Raw genomic sequence first — 16,487 nt, forward strand, 5'->3', positions numbered from 1 at the left:
GGCGCATTCACACCCGCTACGATCGTTGCGCCCACACCTTCTTCTCGGCCATCTGCATCGCAGCCGCCGTCATCTTCTGGCTCTGATCAATGAGTCCTGAGCCTAGCATGGCAAACTCTTGCTGATCGCGCGCGCGGCGGAGAAACGCCGGGCCAAGCAAGGCTTCCTCGTCGACATTGCCGATCAGGCGTCCTCCGACGAGATCGGCGCCTTGGTAGATCGCAGCCAGATTGGCTTCGATCCAATTGTTCGCAGGTACGGCGTCGGCGTCGGTCGTCAGCAAGACGCCACTCCCATCCGACGGGCACAGCGCGCGGGCCGTGTCCAATGCGAGCCGCCGCGCCGAGCCGGCATGGGCGTCGACCGGTTCGAATGCGACCGTCACCGCATGAAGTGCAATCCTCTCATGCTTTTCCGCCGCGCGCAGAGCGGCTCCAAGCGAGTCGTCGCGACAATTGTTCAAAATGAGCACGACATCCAGCCGTTCACCGCCACGCCGGAACCAGCTCTGCTTGGCCAAAGCGTGGATCAGCCCCGGAAGCCGCTCCGCCTCATCGCGCGCCGGGACGGCGACCAACGGGCGTAGGTCGAGCGCCGTAGGCTTCGTGCCGAACAACGGAGGACGATGGATGACATTCGTCGTCGCACCCGACGTTGGCGCGCCGGACCCTGCCGGATCGAAGATCGAAGCTACGTCCGGGGAATTTGCGATTTCTGTTTTGCGAAACATCTGATGTGCCGTTGAGGCTGGAACCTCTGCTCAAACAACAAGGCTCGTTTCCCTGTTCCGCGGAGGCTTGAGCCAATTCGTTACCCGGCTTGCGAACGGCACCCAGTGGAACGAGACGCCGGACGGCAAGCGCGTTGCCTCACCCGGTGCTCGGCCGTTAGGCGACCGACGGTCTTCAAGCCTTGTCGAGGAGGCTGCTGACCGTTCCCTTCGCATCGATTTGGCACCAGATTGGAGCCTGTCTGACCTCGTACCCGCCCCGGCGCTTATACGTGATCCGTGTGAATAGAGGCGCCAGATAACCACCATCCTTCAGGCTCTTCATTTGCCCATAGCTCCTGACGGTCACCTCGGTGGAGCCGTATGGCAGGGCGGCTTGCGCGACGGACTTCTTGCAGGCCCCGAGGACGCGGCGAGGCGTACCGGCGATTTGCTGGATGGAAGCCGACGAGGCCTCATCGCGGGTGAGCAAAGCGGCCTCTCCACCACTTGTTGGGCGAAGATACCGAGGCAAAACGATCGTGGGGTCAGCACCGGTCGCCTGCGGGCCGGACGAGGCGGCGTTTTCCGCCGCGGCTCCGGAAGCGCCGCTCGTTCCAGAGCTGCCAGCCGATACGCCGGCAGATGCGTCACCGCCACCGGCCGAAACCCCTGCGGACGTACCGCCAGCCGACGCGCCAGCAGAGACGGCACCGCTGCTCCCCGCGCTCACTCCAACTCCGGCACCGCTCGCCGAAACGCCTCCGCCATCGCCGCCTATCGACGCGCCAGCCGACACCCCGCCTGCCGAGACCCCGGCGGACGCACCGCCCGACGGGCCGCCGCTGGCACTCACGCCGCCCGCGCCGACGTCGATCGCTCTAGCGGTGGCGGGAAACAAAAGGATGGCAGCGGCAGCAAGAACGATACCGGGTCTCGTCATTGGAAAGCTCCATGATGTCATTGTTCAGTTCGCCGGCGGTCGCGTCGGCAGCAGCGAATCGGGAAGTTTGGGCACCGGCGGCACCGCTGCTTGCGGCTGGGCTTTTTTCCGCCGAGCGGCGGGCTCAGCAACAGCGGGCGCGACGGAGCCGGTATTGCTGGCCTGTCGGGCCTGGGCCGTCACCTCGCGAGGCCGATCGGCTGGACTGGCCGGGCCTTTGACCCTCCGGGCCGGTGGGGCGACCTTCGCCGGCGCGGCGGAGCGACCCGAATCCGGCGATGTTACGGCTGCACTGGAGGCGTTCCACTCTGGCCGCCCTGTGGGAACAGGCACCGCGGTTCCCGGCGTCAGCGTCGGGGCGTCGGCGAGCGGGGAAATCGCACCAGAGGGAAGCCCCTCCTGCGGCGCGAAAGCCGCGACGTAATCTGCAATCGGAGCATTCGGTCCGTCCAGCGCGCCCAGAGGTTCGCGAAGGATGTAGGTGAATGGCAATCTGGGGTCGGAAGCGGCGTACCGTGCCGCAGGCACAGGAGCAGGACTGCGCTCGCTCTCCGCCTGTGGCTTGGAAAGAACTATACGCAGACTGAAGATCGGAGAATCCGCAACATCGACTGCGACCAGTCCCCGCTCGACATGGGGGCGTGATGCGGAGACGGCGAATGCCTGCGCGATGCGTCGATCGACAGGACTCACGGCGACCGGGCGCGCTCCTGGCTGCTCGGCAGCCTCCAAAAGAGCGACAACGGCTTTCGGCGAATCCTGGGACGCGGACAAACGTGCTTGTTGCGCGGCTCCTGACTGGGCCAGAACGACCGCGCAAGTCGCAATCGATGCCCGCAGGATGAGACGCGAAACAGGGGAAAGTCCGCACAACGCACCGCGCCGCCGGCCCGCATGGACGAAATGGTTCAGGCGATCTACCGGAACGACTGTGATAGCCCTTCCCTGACATTTGGTGATCGGCATCACAGCTTCAACAACACGCCATTTCTCCAAGTTCATCACTGCAAACGGGCAGAATTCTTTTGCGTTCCGCCCTGCGGCAATGAATCTTTCGCGCACCCTCCTTTGACGTATAGAATCAAATTGAAATGAATGACTCGAGCGCGAATCATGTTTCACTAAAGTTTTATTAAAATATAATGAGAATGACTCGGATCGCCCGCATATACACTTCAACGCCAAAACAGATGTCGACGGGAGACTCTACGGCGCCGTCCCAGGCTTTGCTCGAAATTGGCACTCGCCCTCCTCCCCCACACGCCTATCCGGATATCTCGACGCCACCGGCTGCAGGAGGGAGAAGAAGGCTTGACTTCGTGCGGTAGCGCCGAAAGTTGAGCCCTGAAATACTGAAGCCGGCGACGCGACGACGAACAGATCGGCGCGGCCATCAATCGACGGGGCAGACGCAATGACCGAGGCGCGGCAGACGACGATCGACCCAGGCGAAGTGGAGCGCTTCTCGCGCCTCGCCCAGGAATGGTGGAATCCGGCCGGCAAGTTCAAGCCGCTGCACAAGTTCAACCCGGTGCGGCTGGAATATATTCGCGAACAGCTGGCGATGAATTTCGACTGCGACGTGCGAAGCGGACGCCCCTTCGAGGGTCTCGCGGTGCTCGACATCGGCTGCGGCGGCGGCCTGATCTGCGAGCCGATGGCAAGGCTCGGCGCCAGTGTCGTCGGCGCGGACGCATCGGAAACCAATATCGAGGTGGCAAAGATCCACGCCGCCGAGAGCGGCCTCGCCATCGACTATCGCGCGACGACCGCCGAGGCGATCGCGGCGGGAGGCGAGCGTTTCGACGTCGTTCTGGCCCTCGAAGTCGTCGAACACGTCGCCGACGTCGAGCTGTTCCTGACTTCTTGCGCTCAGATGGTGAAGCCGGGGGGCCTGTTGTTCGTGGCGACGATCAACCGGACGCCCAAGGCGCTCGGCTTCGCGATCGTCGGCGCCGAATATGTGCTCGGCTGGCTGCCGAAGGGTACCCATCAATACGCCAAGCTGGTGCGGCCGGAGGAAATCGCGGCACCGGTCGAGCGGGCCGGGCTCTCGATGATCGATGAGGCGGGCGTCGTCTACCATCCGCTGGCTGACGCATGGCGCCGCTCCCGCGATCTCGACGTCAATTACATGGTGCTGGCGCGGCGCCCGGACGCCTAAGCCTCTGAGGAAAAACGGTGGATAATCAGCGACCGTCGCGACAAGCAAGCTGCGCGCAAGCTTCCGGTTGCATTGTTCTGTTGCGGGCGCGCTTTGCGTGCACAACCACAGACATGAAATCTGACGGGAACCGGCACGTGTAGAGTAGCGAACTTTGGAGGGCGAGATGGTCGCGGCACAAACAGACAACATACCCAATGAGGCGAGTTGTCCGATCCATCTGGAGATTCTCGCTCTGCTGCTACGCTCGGACAGCCGGACCAAACAGGCCCTGATCCAGGAAATCCCGGGTTCATCGCGGGCAAGATTGGCCTTTTTCTGCTATAATCGCGTCCATCTTCGCTCACTGGCGTTTCAGGTCGCCGCGCTGTGCGAACTCCGCGATCTCAGACTGATCGCGGGCACCAAGGGCGATCTCCTCTATAGCCAGGCGACGGAAGTCGGTCTGTTCGACGACAGCGACCCCGCGTCGCGTCGCAAGGGCGTGACCCTCGCCCGCACGGCGCGCGGCTGACGGCGCAGGCACGACAGCGTCAATTCTTGTCCTCGGGAAGCCCCGGCAGCGGAAAGGCGGCGATGCCTTCCTCGCTCAAGCCCTTGACCTCCCGCGCCGAGGCCTCGCCATAGATCTGGCGATGCTCGCTCTCGCCGTAGTGGATGCGCCGCGCTTCCTCGGCGAATTTCGGCCCGACATAATCCGACTTCGCCCGTAATTCGCGCGCCATCGCCTGAAGCTTGGCGATCGCTTTCGCCGCCTCGGCGTTGGCGAATTCCCCGACCGGCTGGGACGGCTCCCCGGCGACGGCGCCCGGAGCCTTCGTCTTTGCGCTGGCGGCAACCGCGGGCTTCATCAACGCCTTCGAGACGTCGGACGCCCCACAGATCGGACATTCGAGCAAGCCGGCGGAGGCCTGCCGCTCGAAATCCTCGCCGGACCTGAACCAGCCGTCGAACGCATGGGCCGCGGGACGGCAGCGGAGCGCGAAGCTGATCACTCTGCCGCCTCGAGCGAGCCGGTCACGCGGATTTGCGCTGTCTCATCGCCGACGACGAAGGCGCGCGCGTTTTGCAAATTGGGAATTTTCGCCCGCGCCGCTGCGACCTCGGCTGTGTCGATCGTCGCGATCGCGATCCCCGGCTCGGCACCGGCAACCTCGGCGACCACCCGGCCCCACGGATCGACGATCAGCGAATGGCCAAAGGTCTCGCGTCCGTCGTCATGCCGTCCGCCCTGCGCCGCCGCCACCACATAGGCGCCGTTCTCGATCGCGCGGGCGCGCAAAAGGACGTGCCAATGGGCTTCGCCGGTCTGGCGGGTGAAGGCGGCCGGCGCCGTCAGGATTTCGGCACCGGCCAGCGCCTCTTCACGAAACAGATGCGCAAACCGCATGTCGTAGCAGATCGCGAAGCCGAGCCGCGCACCGCCATCGGGAAAGCTGAGATCAGCCAGTGCCGCGCGCGTTCCAGGTCGGTAGGTGCTCGATTCGCGCCAACTCTCGCCATTGTCGAGATCGACGTCGAACATATGGATCTTGTCGTAGGTGGTGACGCGGCTGCCATCGGGCGCGAACAGGAAAGCCCGGTTGGCCACCTTGCCATCGCCAGCCGCGATGGCTGTTGAGCCGACATGCAGATAGATCGAATGCTCCTTGGCGAGTCGGCCGGCCGTGGCGACCAGGAGGTCGTCGTCCTCGGAGCGAAGTCGGTTCATCAGCTCGGCGCGGTCGCGATGGACCATGCCGGTCATTTCCGGTGACTGCAGATAGGACGCGCCCTCGGCCACGGCTTCGCGGACCAGGCCTTCGAGGGCCTCGGCATTGGCCTGCGGCTCAAGCCCTGAGCGCATCTGCAGGACGGCGGCGCGAAAAACGGTCATGACAAGGCTCCAACGGTCAGCGACATCGTGTCACGCCGTAAGCAGGGCGTCGAGTTTGCCGGCGCGCTCGAGTGCGTAGAGATCGTCACAGCCACCGACATGGGTTTCGCCGATGAAGATCTGGGGGAAGGTCGCGCCCCCCTTCGCCCGCTGGTACATTTCCTGACGCAGTTGCGGAGAGGAACTGGCGTCCTTTTCCTCGTAGGCTACGCCCTTCTGGTCGAGAAGCTGCTTGGCGTGGCTGCAAAAGCCGCAGAACTGACGGGTATAGATGGTGACGTCCGGCATTGGATCACATTCCTGGTTATGAGCCCGAAAGCATATGGCTTCACTCCATGCCGGCCGCAACCCTTGCGAAAGTCAGAACATCGACATCCCTCGCGCCCGCCCGCTTCAACGCCCGTGTCGCGCTCGCTGCGGTTGCACCCGTCGTATAGACGTCGTCGACGAGGAGGACGCGCCGCCCCTCGATCTCGACGCGGCGCGTGTCGATGACGCGAAAAGCACCGCGAACATTGTCCCGCCGTTGGCGGGATCCGAGCCCGACCTGGCTGCGGGTCGGCTTCACCCGCCTCAGCGCCAGTGGGGCGAAGGCGATGTCGGCGTTGCGGGCGAGCAGCCGGGCAATTTCGGCGGATTGGTTGAACCGGCGCCGCCACAGCCGGCCGGCATGCAGCGGAACCGGGACCACGACATCGGCGTCGCCGAGAAGCTCCGCGCCCGAACGGGCCATCCATCCGGCCATCAGCGGCACCAGATCGGTGCGATCCCCGTATTTCAGCGCCGTGACCAGGCGCGCGGAAAGATCCTGGTAGATCACCGCGGCCCGCAGCCGGGCGAAGGGCGGCGGATCAGCGATGGCCTCCGCCGACAGGAACCCCTCGCCGAGATCATAGGCGAAGGGCAGCCCCAGAACCTCGCAATAGGGCCGCTCGATGAAGCGCAGCTTCGCCCAGCAGGCCGGACAAACGGTGTCCACTCCTGTGACGGCCGCCTGACATCCCGGACAGACCGGTGGAAACAGCAATTGGCCGATCGCGTTGCCGACCGCTCCGGTGCCGCGCTTGAATGGGCTCATTGCCTCGTCCTGCCCTCCAGCCCGGGTGCCCCCGGTTGACTACGTCGACCGGTCGGGTCACCTCGACGACAGGGATGGCCCCCGTCCCCTTGACGATACGCCACCCGCCGTCAGCTACAAGCGCTGTCGCGGTCACCTTCGACAGAGCGCTGAGGGATCATGCCGGATATTTTGGATCACCAGGTTTTCGATCGGGCTTTGCTCGACCGTCGGCGGCAGCGCTGGCTTGACGCGGAGCCGCCGAAGGGCGCCGGCTTTTTGCTGCGGGCGATCGCCGACGAACTTGGCGACCGGCTGTCGCTAGTCGAACGGCGTTTTGCGGTCGCCGTCGACCTGGGCGGCCACACCGGCGAAATGGCGGCGCGGCTTCGCGCCGGCGGCCAGGCCGACCGGGTCGTGCGGATCGAACGGCTGGCGGCACTGCTGGAGGGAGAAGAATTCGCCTGCGTCGGCGACGAGGAGGCCCTGCCGCTCGCCGACGACAGCGTCGATCTCGTCGTTTCCACGCTGTCGCTGCATCTGACCAACGACACGCCGGGCACGCTCGTCCAGATCCGGCGGGCGCTCCGGCCGGACGGTCTCTTCCTTTGCGGCTTTCTCGGCGGAGAGACCTTGTCGGAGCTTCGGACCGCCCTTCTCGCAGCCGAAGCCGAGATCACCGGCGGTGTCTCGCCGAGGGTCGCGCCATTTACCGATGTGCGCGATGCCGGCGGCCTGCTTCAACGGGCCGGTTTCGCGCTGCCGGTGGCCGATCAGGATCGGCTGACGGTGCGTTACGACACGCTGTTCGATCTGATGGCGGATTTGCGGGCAATGGGCATGGCCAACATGCTGGTCGAGCGGTCCCGTCGTCCGGCCTCGCGGCGATTGTTCCTGCGGGCGGCGGAGATCTACGCCGAGCGCTTCGCCGATCCCGACGGACGCATTCGCGCCACGTTCGACATCGTCTACCTGTCCGGCTGGCGGCCGCACGACAGCCAGCAAAAGCCCCTGCGGCCAGGCAGTGCCCGGACAAGCCTCGCCGCGGCGCTCAAGGACAAGTCGGACGATCTGACCTGAGGGCCAGACCAATCGCTTCCGACCGGCCCCCGCCGCATTCGGTATGACTATCGATTACCAAGGGTGCGCGCGGCCTGACGGTCAGAACGCCGCCAAAACACCGCCGAACATGGAAACGACCGACGTGCCGATCCCGGTGGCTGCCACGACGATCGCAATCGAAATCAGCCCGGCGATCATCACGTATTCGATGGCGGTTGCCCCGCTGACGTCATGGAGAAGCTTCTTCGCCGCTTTGCGCGCGCGTCCTGGCTGACGAGGCGACCGTGGCCAGTTCAGCACGCGCCGGTACTCCCGCCATCCGAGAAGATCACGCAGGGCCGCGCGCCTGACCGTTGCAGCACGCTCCGCCGCACGGTGTACCGGTTCGACGACCCGATGGAACCCGTTGCCATCCTGTCGATCTGGGCGGTTGACGCGACGTAGTCGGCCCCCCGTTTGGCGGCCGGCGCGACAATGAGGGCCAATGCCAGCGCGATCGATCCGAACAGCAGCGTCGCCCGGAACAGTCCGGTTCGAAGTTCCGTGATGGAGTCGGGCGCGCGGCGTCCGCCGCCCAGTTCGTCATCAGCCTCGAAATCGCGCATCGTTTCCTCACAAAGCTGGTAAGCTTCGTGGATCAATATGCGTGCTTACAATGAAAAAGCTCTTAAGCAACTCAGTGCGTTTTCACGGCTGTGTAACGATTTTTCCCGCCCGCCCTCAGAGCAGATCGATCAGATGGGGGATCAACGGCTCGTCGGCGGGCGGCATCGGGTAGTCGCGAAGCTGCGTCGCGCGGACCCATTTCAGCCGCTGCCCCTCACGCGGGACCGGGATGCCCTCGTAACGGCGGCAGATGTAAAGCGGCATGAGGAGATGGAAGTCGTCGTAGGAATGACTGGCGAAGGTCAGTGGCGCCAGACAGGCCGCCTTCGTCACGATGCCCAGCTCCTCGTGCAATTCGCGGATCAGCGTCGCCTCCGGCGTCTCGCCGGGCTCGACCTTGCCGCCGGGAAATTCCCACAAGCCGGCGAGCGGCTTGCCGGCTGGACGCTCGGCGATGAGCAGGCGCCCGTCGGCATCGATCAGCGCGCAGGCGACGACGAGGAGCAGGCGACGTTCTGCCGACATCATCGCGTTCCGCCCGGCGGCGCGCGATAGACGTAGCGATAGGCTTCCGAAAAGCCGAGCGAACGATAAAGTGACAGACCCGCCGCGTTGGCGGCCTCGACCTGCACCCAGCCCGTCCTGGAGCCCTTGTGGACCGTGTAGCGCAGCGCCGTTGCGACGAGGTCGCGACCAATTCCCTTCTGGCGTTCGCGACGATGGACAGCCACGTCGAGAAGGCCGGCGAGATCGTTGTCGTGGATCGCGAGCGCCACCGCGATCGGCGCTCCTGCCTCGTTCTCGCGAACGAACAAGCCCGTCGGCGGTCGGATCGCCTCCAGTATATCCGTCAGCCCCGTACGCAGGGTCGACGCGCGTTCGTGGACTTGAAGGCTGGCCTCGACATAACGCGCCGTGTCGCGGATCGGAATCCGTTCGATCGAGGCGCTGAGATCGAGTTGGGTCAGGTCCGCCGTCATGACGATCGACTCGTCGAAGCGCTCCCATCCCTCAGCGTCGAGATAATTGACGAGTTCGGGGGGCGCCAACGGCGACTGCCGGACGATGATCGCGCGGCCGAATTGCGTGAACGACTCGCGGGCACGCGCGACGCGCTGCGCGATGTCGGAATTGTCGGATGGATCGAGCGGATTGACGGAATTCAGGCGTTTGGCGGGAAACGAGGCGGTCAGGCGCACCGCCCAGGTGCCGTCGAACGCGGTCGAAGACGCCGGCCACGCCCGGAAACCGGCCGCCTCGAGCCGCCGAACGACGGCGAGCTGGCGCATCGTCTCAGCTTCGGTAATCGCCATTGATCGCGACATAGTCCTTGGTCAGATCGCAGCTATAGACCGTCCAACGTCCGGTTCCGAGGCCGAGTTCGACCCGGATCGGGATTTCGGCCCCGCGCATCACGGCCGAGGCTTCGGCTTCGGAATAGTCGGGATCGCGCGCGCCGCCCTCGGCGACACGAACGCCGCCGAAATGGATGGTCAGCCGGTCCCGGTCGGCCTCTTCGCCGGCCTTGCCGACGGCCATGACGACGCGGCCCCAATTGGCGTCCTCGCCGGCTACGGCCGTCTTGACCAGAGGTGAATTGGCGATCGACAGCGCGATGCGCTTGGCGGCCGCGTCGCTGGTCGCGCCATCGACGGTGACCTGAATCTCCTTGCGTGCGCCCTCCCCGTCGCGCGCGACCTGGCGCGCGAGATCGAGCATGAGATCGCCGAGCGCTTGGCGGAAGCCGGCGACGCGGTCGTCGTCGGCATCGGAGATTTCCGGGCAGCCGCGCCGCGCGGCGGCGCCCGTCGCGAAAAGAAGTAGCGTGTCGGAGGTCGAGGTATCGCTATCGACCGTCACCGAATTGAAGCTCGGAGCCACGGCCTCCGTCAGCATCGCCTGCAACGCCGGCGACGCGATCGCCGCGTCGGTTGCGACGAAGGACAGCATCGTCGCCATGTCCGGCGCGATCATGCCGGCGCCCTTGGCGATGCCGTTGATCGTCACGACGGTCCCCTCGATCGTCACCTGCCGCGTGGCCAACTTGGGGTAGGTGTCGGTGGTCATGATCGCGTCAGCGGCCTCGCGCCACCCGTTGCCGGCGGCCTGTTCCGCCAGTCCGGCGAGGAGGCCGGTGAACTTGCCGGCATCGAGCGGCTCGCCGATGACCCCGGTCGAGGCGAGAAAGATGTCCTGCGGCGATGCATCGACCGCCGCCGCGGCGGCGGCGGCGGTCATCTCCGTCGCCTCGCGCCCCTTCTTGCCGGTGAAGGCGTTGGCATTGCCGGAGTTGACGACCAGCGCCCGGGCAACGCCGCCGCGAAGGCTCTCACGGCTAAAATCCACCGGCGCAGACGGGCATTTCGATGTGGTGAAGACACCGGCGACCGCGGCCGGTCCATCGAACGTCATCAGGAGGACGTCGGTGCGTCCGGCATATTTGATGCCGGCGGCGGCCGTCGCGATCCGCAGCCCCTCGATCGGAGGCAGGACCGCGAAGGCGGTAGGGGCAAGCGGCGAGACGGTCGTCGTCATATCGTCACCGGAACAAGTCGGTTGCAAAAGGGAAAGAACGGCGTTCGGCGGCGCGATAAACCAGCCGCATCACGGTCGTCGGCCAATACCGGTGCGGACGGGCCGAAGCCGAGGCCATTCGCCGATCCAGGCGCGTTCGAAACCGGCAAACCGGGCGGACGGCTCTCGGCCAAGGACCGCTATTTCGCGGCCGGTTCTGTGGCAGGCGCGGCGCCGGGCTCCATGCTCTTCTCGATCGCCTCGACCTGCTTTTTCATCTCAGGGTCGACATATTCGACCGAAAGCGCCGCACGGGCATCGCGCACCAGTTTCATGTATTTCTCGCGCAGGACCACTTGCCGCACCTGATCCTTGATCTGCTCGAAGCTCGGCTTTTGCGCTTCGCGCTTTTCCTCGACCTTGATCACATGCCAGCCGAACTGGGTCTCCACCGGTTCCTTGGTGTAGGTACCCGGCTCCATTGCGAACGCCGCTTTCTCGAAGGCCGGCACCATCTGGCCGGCGCCGAAGAACCCGAGGTCGCCGCCTTCGGGGCCGGACGGGCCGGTGGATTTCTCCTTGGCCACCGCCTCGAAATCCCCGCCCTCGTCGAGCTGCTTGATCACCGCCTCGGCCTCTTCCTTGGTCTTCACCAGAATATGACGGGCGTGGACTTCTTGCTTGGCTTCGACCGTGGCGATTTCCTTGTCGTAGCGCGCCTTGAGCTCCTCGTCGGTCACTGCCGCCACGCCGTTCTTGGCGAAATAGGCGTTGTGAAGCGCGCGTTCGCGCTGGAAGGCGATCTCGGTGGCGACATCCGGCTCGTCCTGGAGCTTGGCCTTCTCCGCCTCCTGGGCGAGGGCCTTGATGTCGATCAGGGCGGACAGCAACGCCAGCTTGCGCTGCTCCGGCGGCATCTGGGCGAACTGCTGGCCAATCGCACCGGCGGCGGCCATGAGGTCGCGCTCGGTGATCTCCTTGTCGCCCACCTTGGCGACGACGTCGGATTCGGCAGCGAAAGCCGGCGTGGCGAAGGTCATGAGAGCAACAGCACTTGCTGCGAGCGTCAGTCTGAGATCGAAAGTCATGGCAAAGACCGTCCTTTGCGGTTCGGTGGGAAATGGGCCCGGATACCAAGCCGCGAGATGGGTTGCAGAGCGGCCTCGTGCGAGCTCTCGGCGCGGCGTGGCGGCCTTTGGCGGCGCGCCGTTGACATCGGTTTGGCCCCCTCTTATCTCTCGCGCGTTCTGAAAGTCCAGCCGCCTTCCGCGAAGTTTGAGGGCTTCCGACATTCCGGCGACTGCCCGGAATCAGCGGCAGCCGGCCGGCAGGCCGGTCGGGGCAGCGGCGACTCACATACTTGGAAGGACCGGTTCATGGTCAATTTTGGCGGGCTCGCCCGTAAGTTGCTGGGTTCGGCAAATGAGAGGGTCGTCAGACGCTTCCAGCCGAAGATCCCGCCCATCGCGGCCTTCGAAGAGGAGTTTTCCCGCCTCACCGACGACGAGCTTCGAGCCAAGACCGAGGCGTTTCGCGCTGAGATCGCCGAGGGAAAGACGATCGACGACCTTCTGGCGCCGGCCTTCGCGATCGTGCGCGAAGGCGCCAAGCGGGCGCTCGGCATGCGCCATTTCGACGTCCAGATGATCGGCGGCATGGTGCTGAACTCAGGCGCGATCGCCGAGATGAAGACCGGCGAGGGCAAGACCCTCGTCGCGACCCTCGCGGTCTATCTGAACGCCCTCGAAGGCAAGGGCGTCCACGTCGTCACCGTCAACGACTACCTGGCTTCCCGCGATGCCGAATGGATGGGCCGGCTCTACCGCTTCCTCGGACTCACCGTGGGCACCATCGTGCACGGCCTTTCGGACGAACAGCGCCGGGCGGCCTATGCCTGCGACGTGACCTACGCCACCAACAACGAGCTTGGCTTCGACTATCTGCGCGACAACATGAAGTTTGAGCGCGGCCAGATGGTCCAGCGCGGCCACCACTTCGCCATTGTCGACGAGGTCGACTCGATCCTGATCGACGAGGCGCGCACGCCGCTGATCATCTCCGGACCGCTCGACGACCGCTCCGAGCTTTACAAGACCATCGACGCCTTCATCCCGCAGCTCGACAAGAGCGATTACGAACTCGACGAGAAGCAGCGCACGGCGACCTTCACCGAGGAGGGCAACGAGAAGCTGGAACGGCTTCTGGAAGCCGCCGGCCACCTTGTCGGCGACTCGCTCTACGACATCGAGAACGTCGCGATCGTCCATCACGTCAACAACGCGTTGAAGGCCCACGCGCTCTTCCAGCGCGACAAGGATTACATCGTCCGCAACGACGAGATTGTCATCATCGACGAGTTCACCGGCCGCATGATGCCGGGCCGGCGCTATTCGGAAGGCCTGCATCAGGCGCTCGAGGCCAAGGAAGGCGTCACCGTTCAGCCGGAGAACCAGACGCTCGCCTCGATCACCTTCCAGAACTATTTCCGGATGTACAAGAAGCTGGCCGGCATGACCGGCACGGCCCAGACGGAAGCCTCCGAGTTCGGCGATATCTACGGCCTCGACGTGATCGAGATCCCCACCAACCTGCCGATCCTGCGCCTCGACGAGGACGACGAGGTGTACCGGACCTTCGAGGAGAAGTTCCGGGCGATCAGCCGGGAAATCCAGGATGCCGCGTCGCGCGGCCAGCCGACTCTGGTCGGCACGACCTCGATCGAAAAATCCGAGCTGCTCGCCGAACGGCTGCGCGAGGACGGCCTGAAGGATTTCCAGGTCCTCAACGCCCGCTATCACGAGCAGGAAGCTTACATCGTCGCCCAGGCGGGCGTACCCGGCGCAGTGACCATCGCTACCAACATGGCCGGCCGCGGCACCGACATCCAGCTTGGCGGCAATGCCGACATGCGGATCGAGCGGGAACTCGCCGACATGCCGGACGGGCCGGAGCGCAAGACCAAGGAAGATGCGATCCGGGCGGACATCAAGCGCCTGAAGGACGAGGCGATCGCGGCTGGCGGTCTTTACGTGTTGGCGACCGAGCGCCACGAAAGCCGGCGGATCGACAATCAGCTGCGCGGCCGCTCCGGACGCCAGGGCGATCCCGGCCGCTCGAAGTTCTATTTGTCGCTGCAGGACGATCTCATGCGCATCTTCGGGTCCGAGCGAATGGACTCGATGCTGACCAAGCTTGGCCTGAAGGAGGACGAGGCGATCGTCCATCCCTGGATCAACAAGGCGCTTGAGAAGGCGCAGAAGAAGGTCGAGGCGCGCAATTTCGACATTCGCAAGAACTTGTTGAAATACGACGACGTGATGAACGACCAGCGCCGCGTCATCTTCGAGCAGCGCATCGAATTGATGGACGCCGAGGAGCTCGACGAAACGATCTCCGACATGCGCCACGAAACCATTGAGGCAATCGTCGCGCGTCATATTCCCGAACGGGCTTATCCCGAGCAGTGGTCGATCGCGGAATTGAAGGCGGACACCCTGGAGCTTCTCAACCTCGACCTGCCGATCGTCGAATGGGCGGCCGAGGAAGGGATCGCCGAGGACGACATCCGCGAGCGCATCCGCGAGGCCGCCGATGCCGCTGCCCTCGACAAGGCGAAGCGTTTCGGCCCCGAGGTGATGATCTACGTTCAGCGCAATGTCGTGCTGCAGACGCTGGATGCGCTCTGGCGGGAGCATCTGGTCAATCTCGACCATCTGCGTTCGGTCGTCGGCTTCCGCGGCTACGCCCAGCGCGACCCGCTGATCGAGTACAAGTCGGAATCCTTCGAATTGTTCGAGGCGATGCTCGGCAATCTGCGCGAGCGGACGACGAAGCAGTTGGCTAGCGTCGAGATCGTGCGCCCGGAAGAGCAGGAAGCGCCGCCGCTACCGCGGATGGAAGCTCATCACTTCGACGCATCGACCGGCGTCGACGAGGTCGGAGACGGCAGCAAGCGGCTCACCGCGAACTTCACCCCGACCGAGGCCGACGGCCTTCGCCGCGATCCGGACAACAAGTACAGCTGGGGTCAGGTCGGCCGCAACGAGCCGTGTCCCTGCGGGTCGGGCAAGAAGTTCAAACACTGCCACGGCGCCCTGGTCTGAGAACGGCCCGACCACGCGTAGAACCAAATCCAAAAAACGGCCGCCGGAGCAAAGCTTCGGCGACCGTTTTGTTGAGAGCATCGGACCAAAAAGTGGAATCCGATTTTGGATAATTCCGATGCTCAATCAAAGTGCTAGACGCGAGGCCGAGGGCCGATCCGCAAATCCGTCTACTTCGAGAAGCCCGAGAAGATCGAGCCGCCCGAGGACGACCGGCCGATGCGGTTGCCCTCCCGGTCGTAGCCCTCGCGGCGATGCTGCTCCTCGGCATAGGCTCCGGCGCTGATCGGCTGGCCCGTACGATAGCTGAAATTGGCGGTTTCCGCGAACTCGCTCGGCGTCATCGACGCCGCAATCGTCTGCTCCTTGGTCTCGTCGGCGGTCACTTTGGCCGCCACTTCCGGAGCCAGGTCAAAGTCCGGACATGCCCCGGTCGGGGAAAGGCCGGCGACGGTCTCGGCGCTTTGGTCGAAGACGTACCGCCGATCGCAGACGCCGACATTCGGCTGGCGGCGAGTGATCTCGAAATGATCCGAGCCCTTCTTCAGCATCTTCCAGAATTCGTAGTGCTGGGAATTGCGATGCCGCGCCATGTTCTTCGGCGTCATGCGGAACGGATAGGCTTGGATCTGGAACGCCCGCTGGCCACCCTGGAAGGATTCGCGGGCCAGCGCGAAGATTTCGGTGATCTGCCCGTTGTCCATGGCGTAGCAGCCGGCGGAATTGCACGAGCCGTGGATCATCAGGAAGGTGCCGGTGCGTCCGTTGGCCCGGTCATAGGCGTTCGGAAAGCCCATATTGACGGACAGATAATAGTTCGAGTTCGGGTTCATCTGCGCCGGCGTGACGGTGTAAAAACCTTCCGGCGCCTGCCGGTCGCCCTCCTGGAACTTCGGCCCGAGCTTCCCGGACCAAGCGCAGATCGGGTAGGTCTTGAGCAGCGCATAGGTCCCGTCAGTCTTCTGCTTCCAGACTTCGAGCTCGGATTCTTCCTTGAACAGCCGCACGAGGATCGGCGACTTGACACCCATCCCGTTGGCATTGATCGCCTGAACGAGCGCGGCTGGCAGCGGCGCGTTCGCCGGCAGGAGATCGCTGTATTGGCAGGCGGAAAGCGTGAAGAGCCCCAGCGCGAGCGCGGCAGCCGTCACGAGGCGTCGGACGAACATCCCCTCAATTCCCCATCGCATACGAGGATCGCCCGGCGATCCTCGTCCCCACTCAGATCGCGGCCACAGAGGAGCCGCTCGATCTCTTGCGATGGCGAACCCCGGCGACGCCGGCTGAGCCCATCGCACGCTTGATCCATCCGTACCGCGATCAGGGTGACAGAACCGTAAACCACGCGTCTTGATAGATCAGTCAAGACTTATTGTATTAAGCCACGACCATGGCCGCAATTTGGCAAATGCCGAAGGGTAAGGAAACCGGCGATCGCGGCAAAACCGCAACA

General features: G+C 64.6%; 17 protein-coding genes and 2 pseudogenes. 5 read left to right on the forward strand and 14 right to left on the reverse strand.

Going from position 1 to position 16,487, the window contains the following annotated elements:
* Window positions 1-86, forward strand: a pseudogene (locus VSX60_RS13355) (IS5/IS1182 family transposase); the annotation flags it as partial.
* A gap of 50 nt (window positions 87-136) precedes the next feature.
* On the opposite strand, the pseudogene VSX60_RS13360 reads toward VSX60_RS13355, so the two are convergent.
* From VSX60_RS13360 to VSX60_RS13370, 3 genes and pseudogenes are all read right to left on the reverse strand, one after another.
* Window positions 137-730: pseudogene (locus tag VSX60_RS13360) on the reverse strand (glycosyltransferase); the annotation flags it as partial.
* A 175-nt stretch (window positions 731-905) separates the two neighbouring features.
* Window positions 906-1,202 carry a hypothetical protein gene (locus VSX60_RS13365; protein WP_327624707.1) on the reverse strand — a complete coding sequence of 99 codons (297 nt, stop codon included), beginning with the start codon at window positions 1,200-1,202 and terminating at the stop codon, window positions 906-908.
* Window positions 1,203-1,676: 474 nt separating this feature from the next.
* Window positions 1,677-2,714: a hypothetical protein gene (locus VSX60_RS13370; RefSeq protein WP_327624708.1), complete on the reverse strand. Its 1,038-nt coding sequence runs from the start codon at window positions 2,712-2,714 to the stop codon at window positions 1,677-1,679.
* A gap of 352 nt (window positions 2,715-3,066) precedes the next feature.
* On the opposite strand from VSX60_RS13370, the gene ubiG reads away from it, so the two are divergent.
* The gene (ubiG, locus tag VSX60_RS13375) at window positions 3,067-3,816 is read left to right on the forward strand and encodes a bifunctional 2-polyprenyl-6-hydroxyphenol methylase/3-demethylubiquinol 3-O-methyltransferase UbiG (protein WP_327624709.1); all 750 of its coding nucleotides are present in this window, start codon (window positions 3,067-3,069) and stop codon (window positions 3,814-3,816) included.
* Between the two features lie 166 nt (window positions 3,817-3,982).
* Window positions 3,983-4,330 (forward strand): hypothetical protein, encoded by a 348-nt coding sequence (locus tag VSX60_RS13380; RefSeq protein WP_327624710.1) that lies wholly within the window; start codon window positions 3,983-3,985, stop codon window positions 4,328-4,330.
* A gap of 19 nt (window positions 4,331-4,349) precedes the next feature.
* Here VSX60_RS13380 and VSX60_RS13385 read toward each other — a convergent pair whose 3' ends face one another.
* Genes VSX60_RS13385 through VSX60_RS13400 form a run of 4 tightly spaced genes read right to left on the reverse strand, consistent with a single transcriptional unit; the run spans window position 4,350 to window position 6,770 of the window.
* Window positions 4,350-4,811, reverse strand: a complete 462-nt coding sequence (locus VSX60_RS13385; protein WP_327624711.1) for a DUF1178 family protein — start codon at window positions 4,809-4,811, stop codon at window positions 4,350-4,352.
* Window positions 4,808-5,692 (reverse strand): carbon-nitrogen hydrolase family protein, encoded by an 885-nt coding sequence (locus tag VSX60_RS13390; protein ID WP_327624712.1) that lies wholly within the window; start codon window positions 5,690-5,692, stop codon window positions 4,808-4,810. The genes VSX60_RS13385 and VSX60_RS13390 overlap by 4 nt, the downstream gene beginning before the upstream one ends.
* Before the next feature lie 30 nt (window positions 5,693-5,722).
* Entirely contained in the window at window positions 5,723-5,980 is a 258-nt protein-coding gene (gene grxC, locus VSX60_RS13395; RefSeq protein WP_327624713.1) for a glutaredoxin 3, read from the reverse strand.
* A 40-nt stretch (window positions 5,981-6,020) separates the two neighbouring features.
* Window positions 6,021-6,770 (reverse strand): ComF family protein, encoded by a 750-nt coding sequence (locus VSX60_RS13400; RefSeq protein WP_327624714.1) that lies wholly within the window; start codon window positions 6,768-6,770, stop codon window positions 6,021-6,023.
* A gap of 159 nt (window positions 6,771-6,929) precedes the next feature.
* On the opposite strand from VSX60_RS13400, the gene VSX60_RS13405 reads away from it, so the two are divergent.
* Entirely contained in the window at window positions 6,930-7,829 is a 900-nt protein-coding gene (locus VSX60_RS13405; protein WP_327624715.1) for a class I SAM-dependent methyltransferase, read from the forward strand.
* Window positions 7,830-7,910: 81 nt separating this feature from the next.
* On the opposite strand, the gene VSX60_RS13410 is transcribed toward VSX60_RS13405, so the two are convergent.
* The 6 genes from VSX60_RS13410 to VSX60_RS13435 form a co-directional block, all read right to left on the reverse strand.
* Window positions 7,911-8,111, reverse strand: coding sequence for a Flp family type IVb pilin (locus VSX60_RS13410; protein ID WP_327624716.1), 201 nt, complete (start codon window positions 8,109-8,111; stop codon window positions 7,911-7,913).
* Window positions 8,105-8,416, reverse strand: coding sequence for a hypothetical protein (locus VSX60_RS13415; RefSeq protein ID WP_327624717.1), 312 nt, complete (start codon window positions 8,414-8,416; stop codon window positions 8,105-8,107). Before VSX60_RS13415 ends, VSX60_RS13410 begins: the two co-directional genes overlap by 7 nt.
* Window positions 8,417-8,531: 115 nt before the next feature.
* A complete protein-coding gene (locus VSX60_RS13420; protein ID WP_442872912.1) occupies window positions 8,532-8,942 on the reverse strand; it encodes a (deoxy)nucleoside triphosphate pyrophosphohydrolase in 411 nt (136 codons plus the stop codon).
* On the reverse strand, window positions 8,942-9,730 hold the full coding sequence (locus tag VSX60_RS13425; protein ID WP_327624719.1) for a GNAT family N-acetyltransferase: 789 nt from the start codon (window positions 9,728-9,730) through the stop codon (window positions 8,942-8,944). The genes VSX60_RS13420 and VSX60_RS13425 overlap by 1 nt, the downstream gene beginning before the upstream one ends.
* A complete protein-coding gene (gene argJ, locus VSX60_RS13430) occupies window positions 9,711-10,952 on the reverse strand; it encodes a bifunctional glutamate N-acetyltransferase/amino-acid acetyltransferase ArgJ (protein ID WP_327624720.1) in 1,242 nt (413 codons plus the stop codon). Before argJ ends, VSX60_RS13425 begins: the two co-directional genes overlap by 20 nt.
* A 179-nt stretch (window positions 10,953-11,131) precedes the next feature.
* Window positions 11,132-12,019, reverse strand: a complete 888-nt coding sequence (locus VSX60_RS13435) for a peptidylprolyl isomerase (RefSeq protein WP_327624721.1) — start codon at window positions 12,017-12,019, stop codon at window positions 11,132-11,134.
* A gap of 288 nt (window positions 12,020-12,307) precedes the next feature.
* Between VSX60_RS13435 and secA the strand changes: the two genes are divergently transcribed.
* Entirely contained in the window at window positions 12,308-15,034 is a 2,727-nt protein-coding gene (secA, locus tag VSX60_RS13440) for a preprotein translocase subunit SecA (protein ID WP_327624722.1), read from the forward strand.
* Window positions 15,035-15,204: 170 nt separating this feature from the next.
* Here the strand turns inward: secA and VSX60_RS13445 are convergent, their stop codons facing one another.
* Window positions 15,205-16,203, reverse strand: a complete 999-nt coding sequence (locus VSX60_RS13445; protein WP_442873101.1) for a L,D-transpeptidase family protein — start codon at window positions 16,201-16,203, stop codon at window positions 15,205-15,207.
* Between the last annotated feature and the right edge of the window lie 284 nt (window positions 16,204-16,487).

It is taken from the genome of Aurantimonas sp. A3-2-R12 (assembly GCF_036016755.1).
In the GTDB taxonomy this organism is placed as follows: Bacteria; Pseudomonadota; Alphaproteobacteria; order Rhizobiales; family Rhizobiaceae; genus Aurantimonas; species Aurantimonas coralicida_A.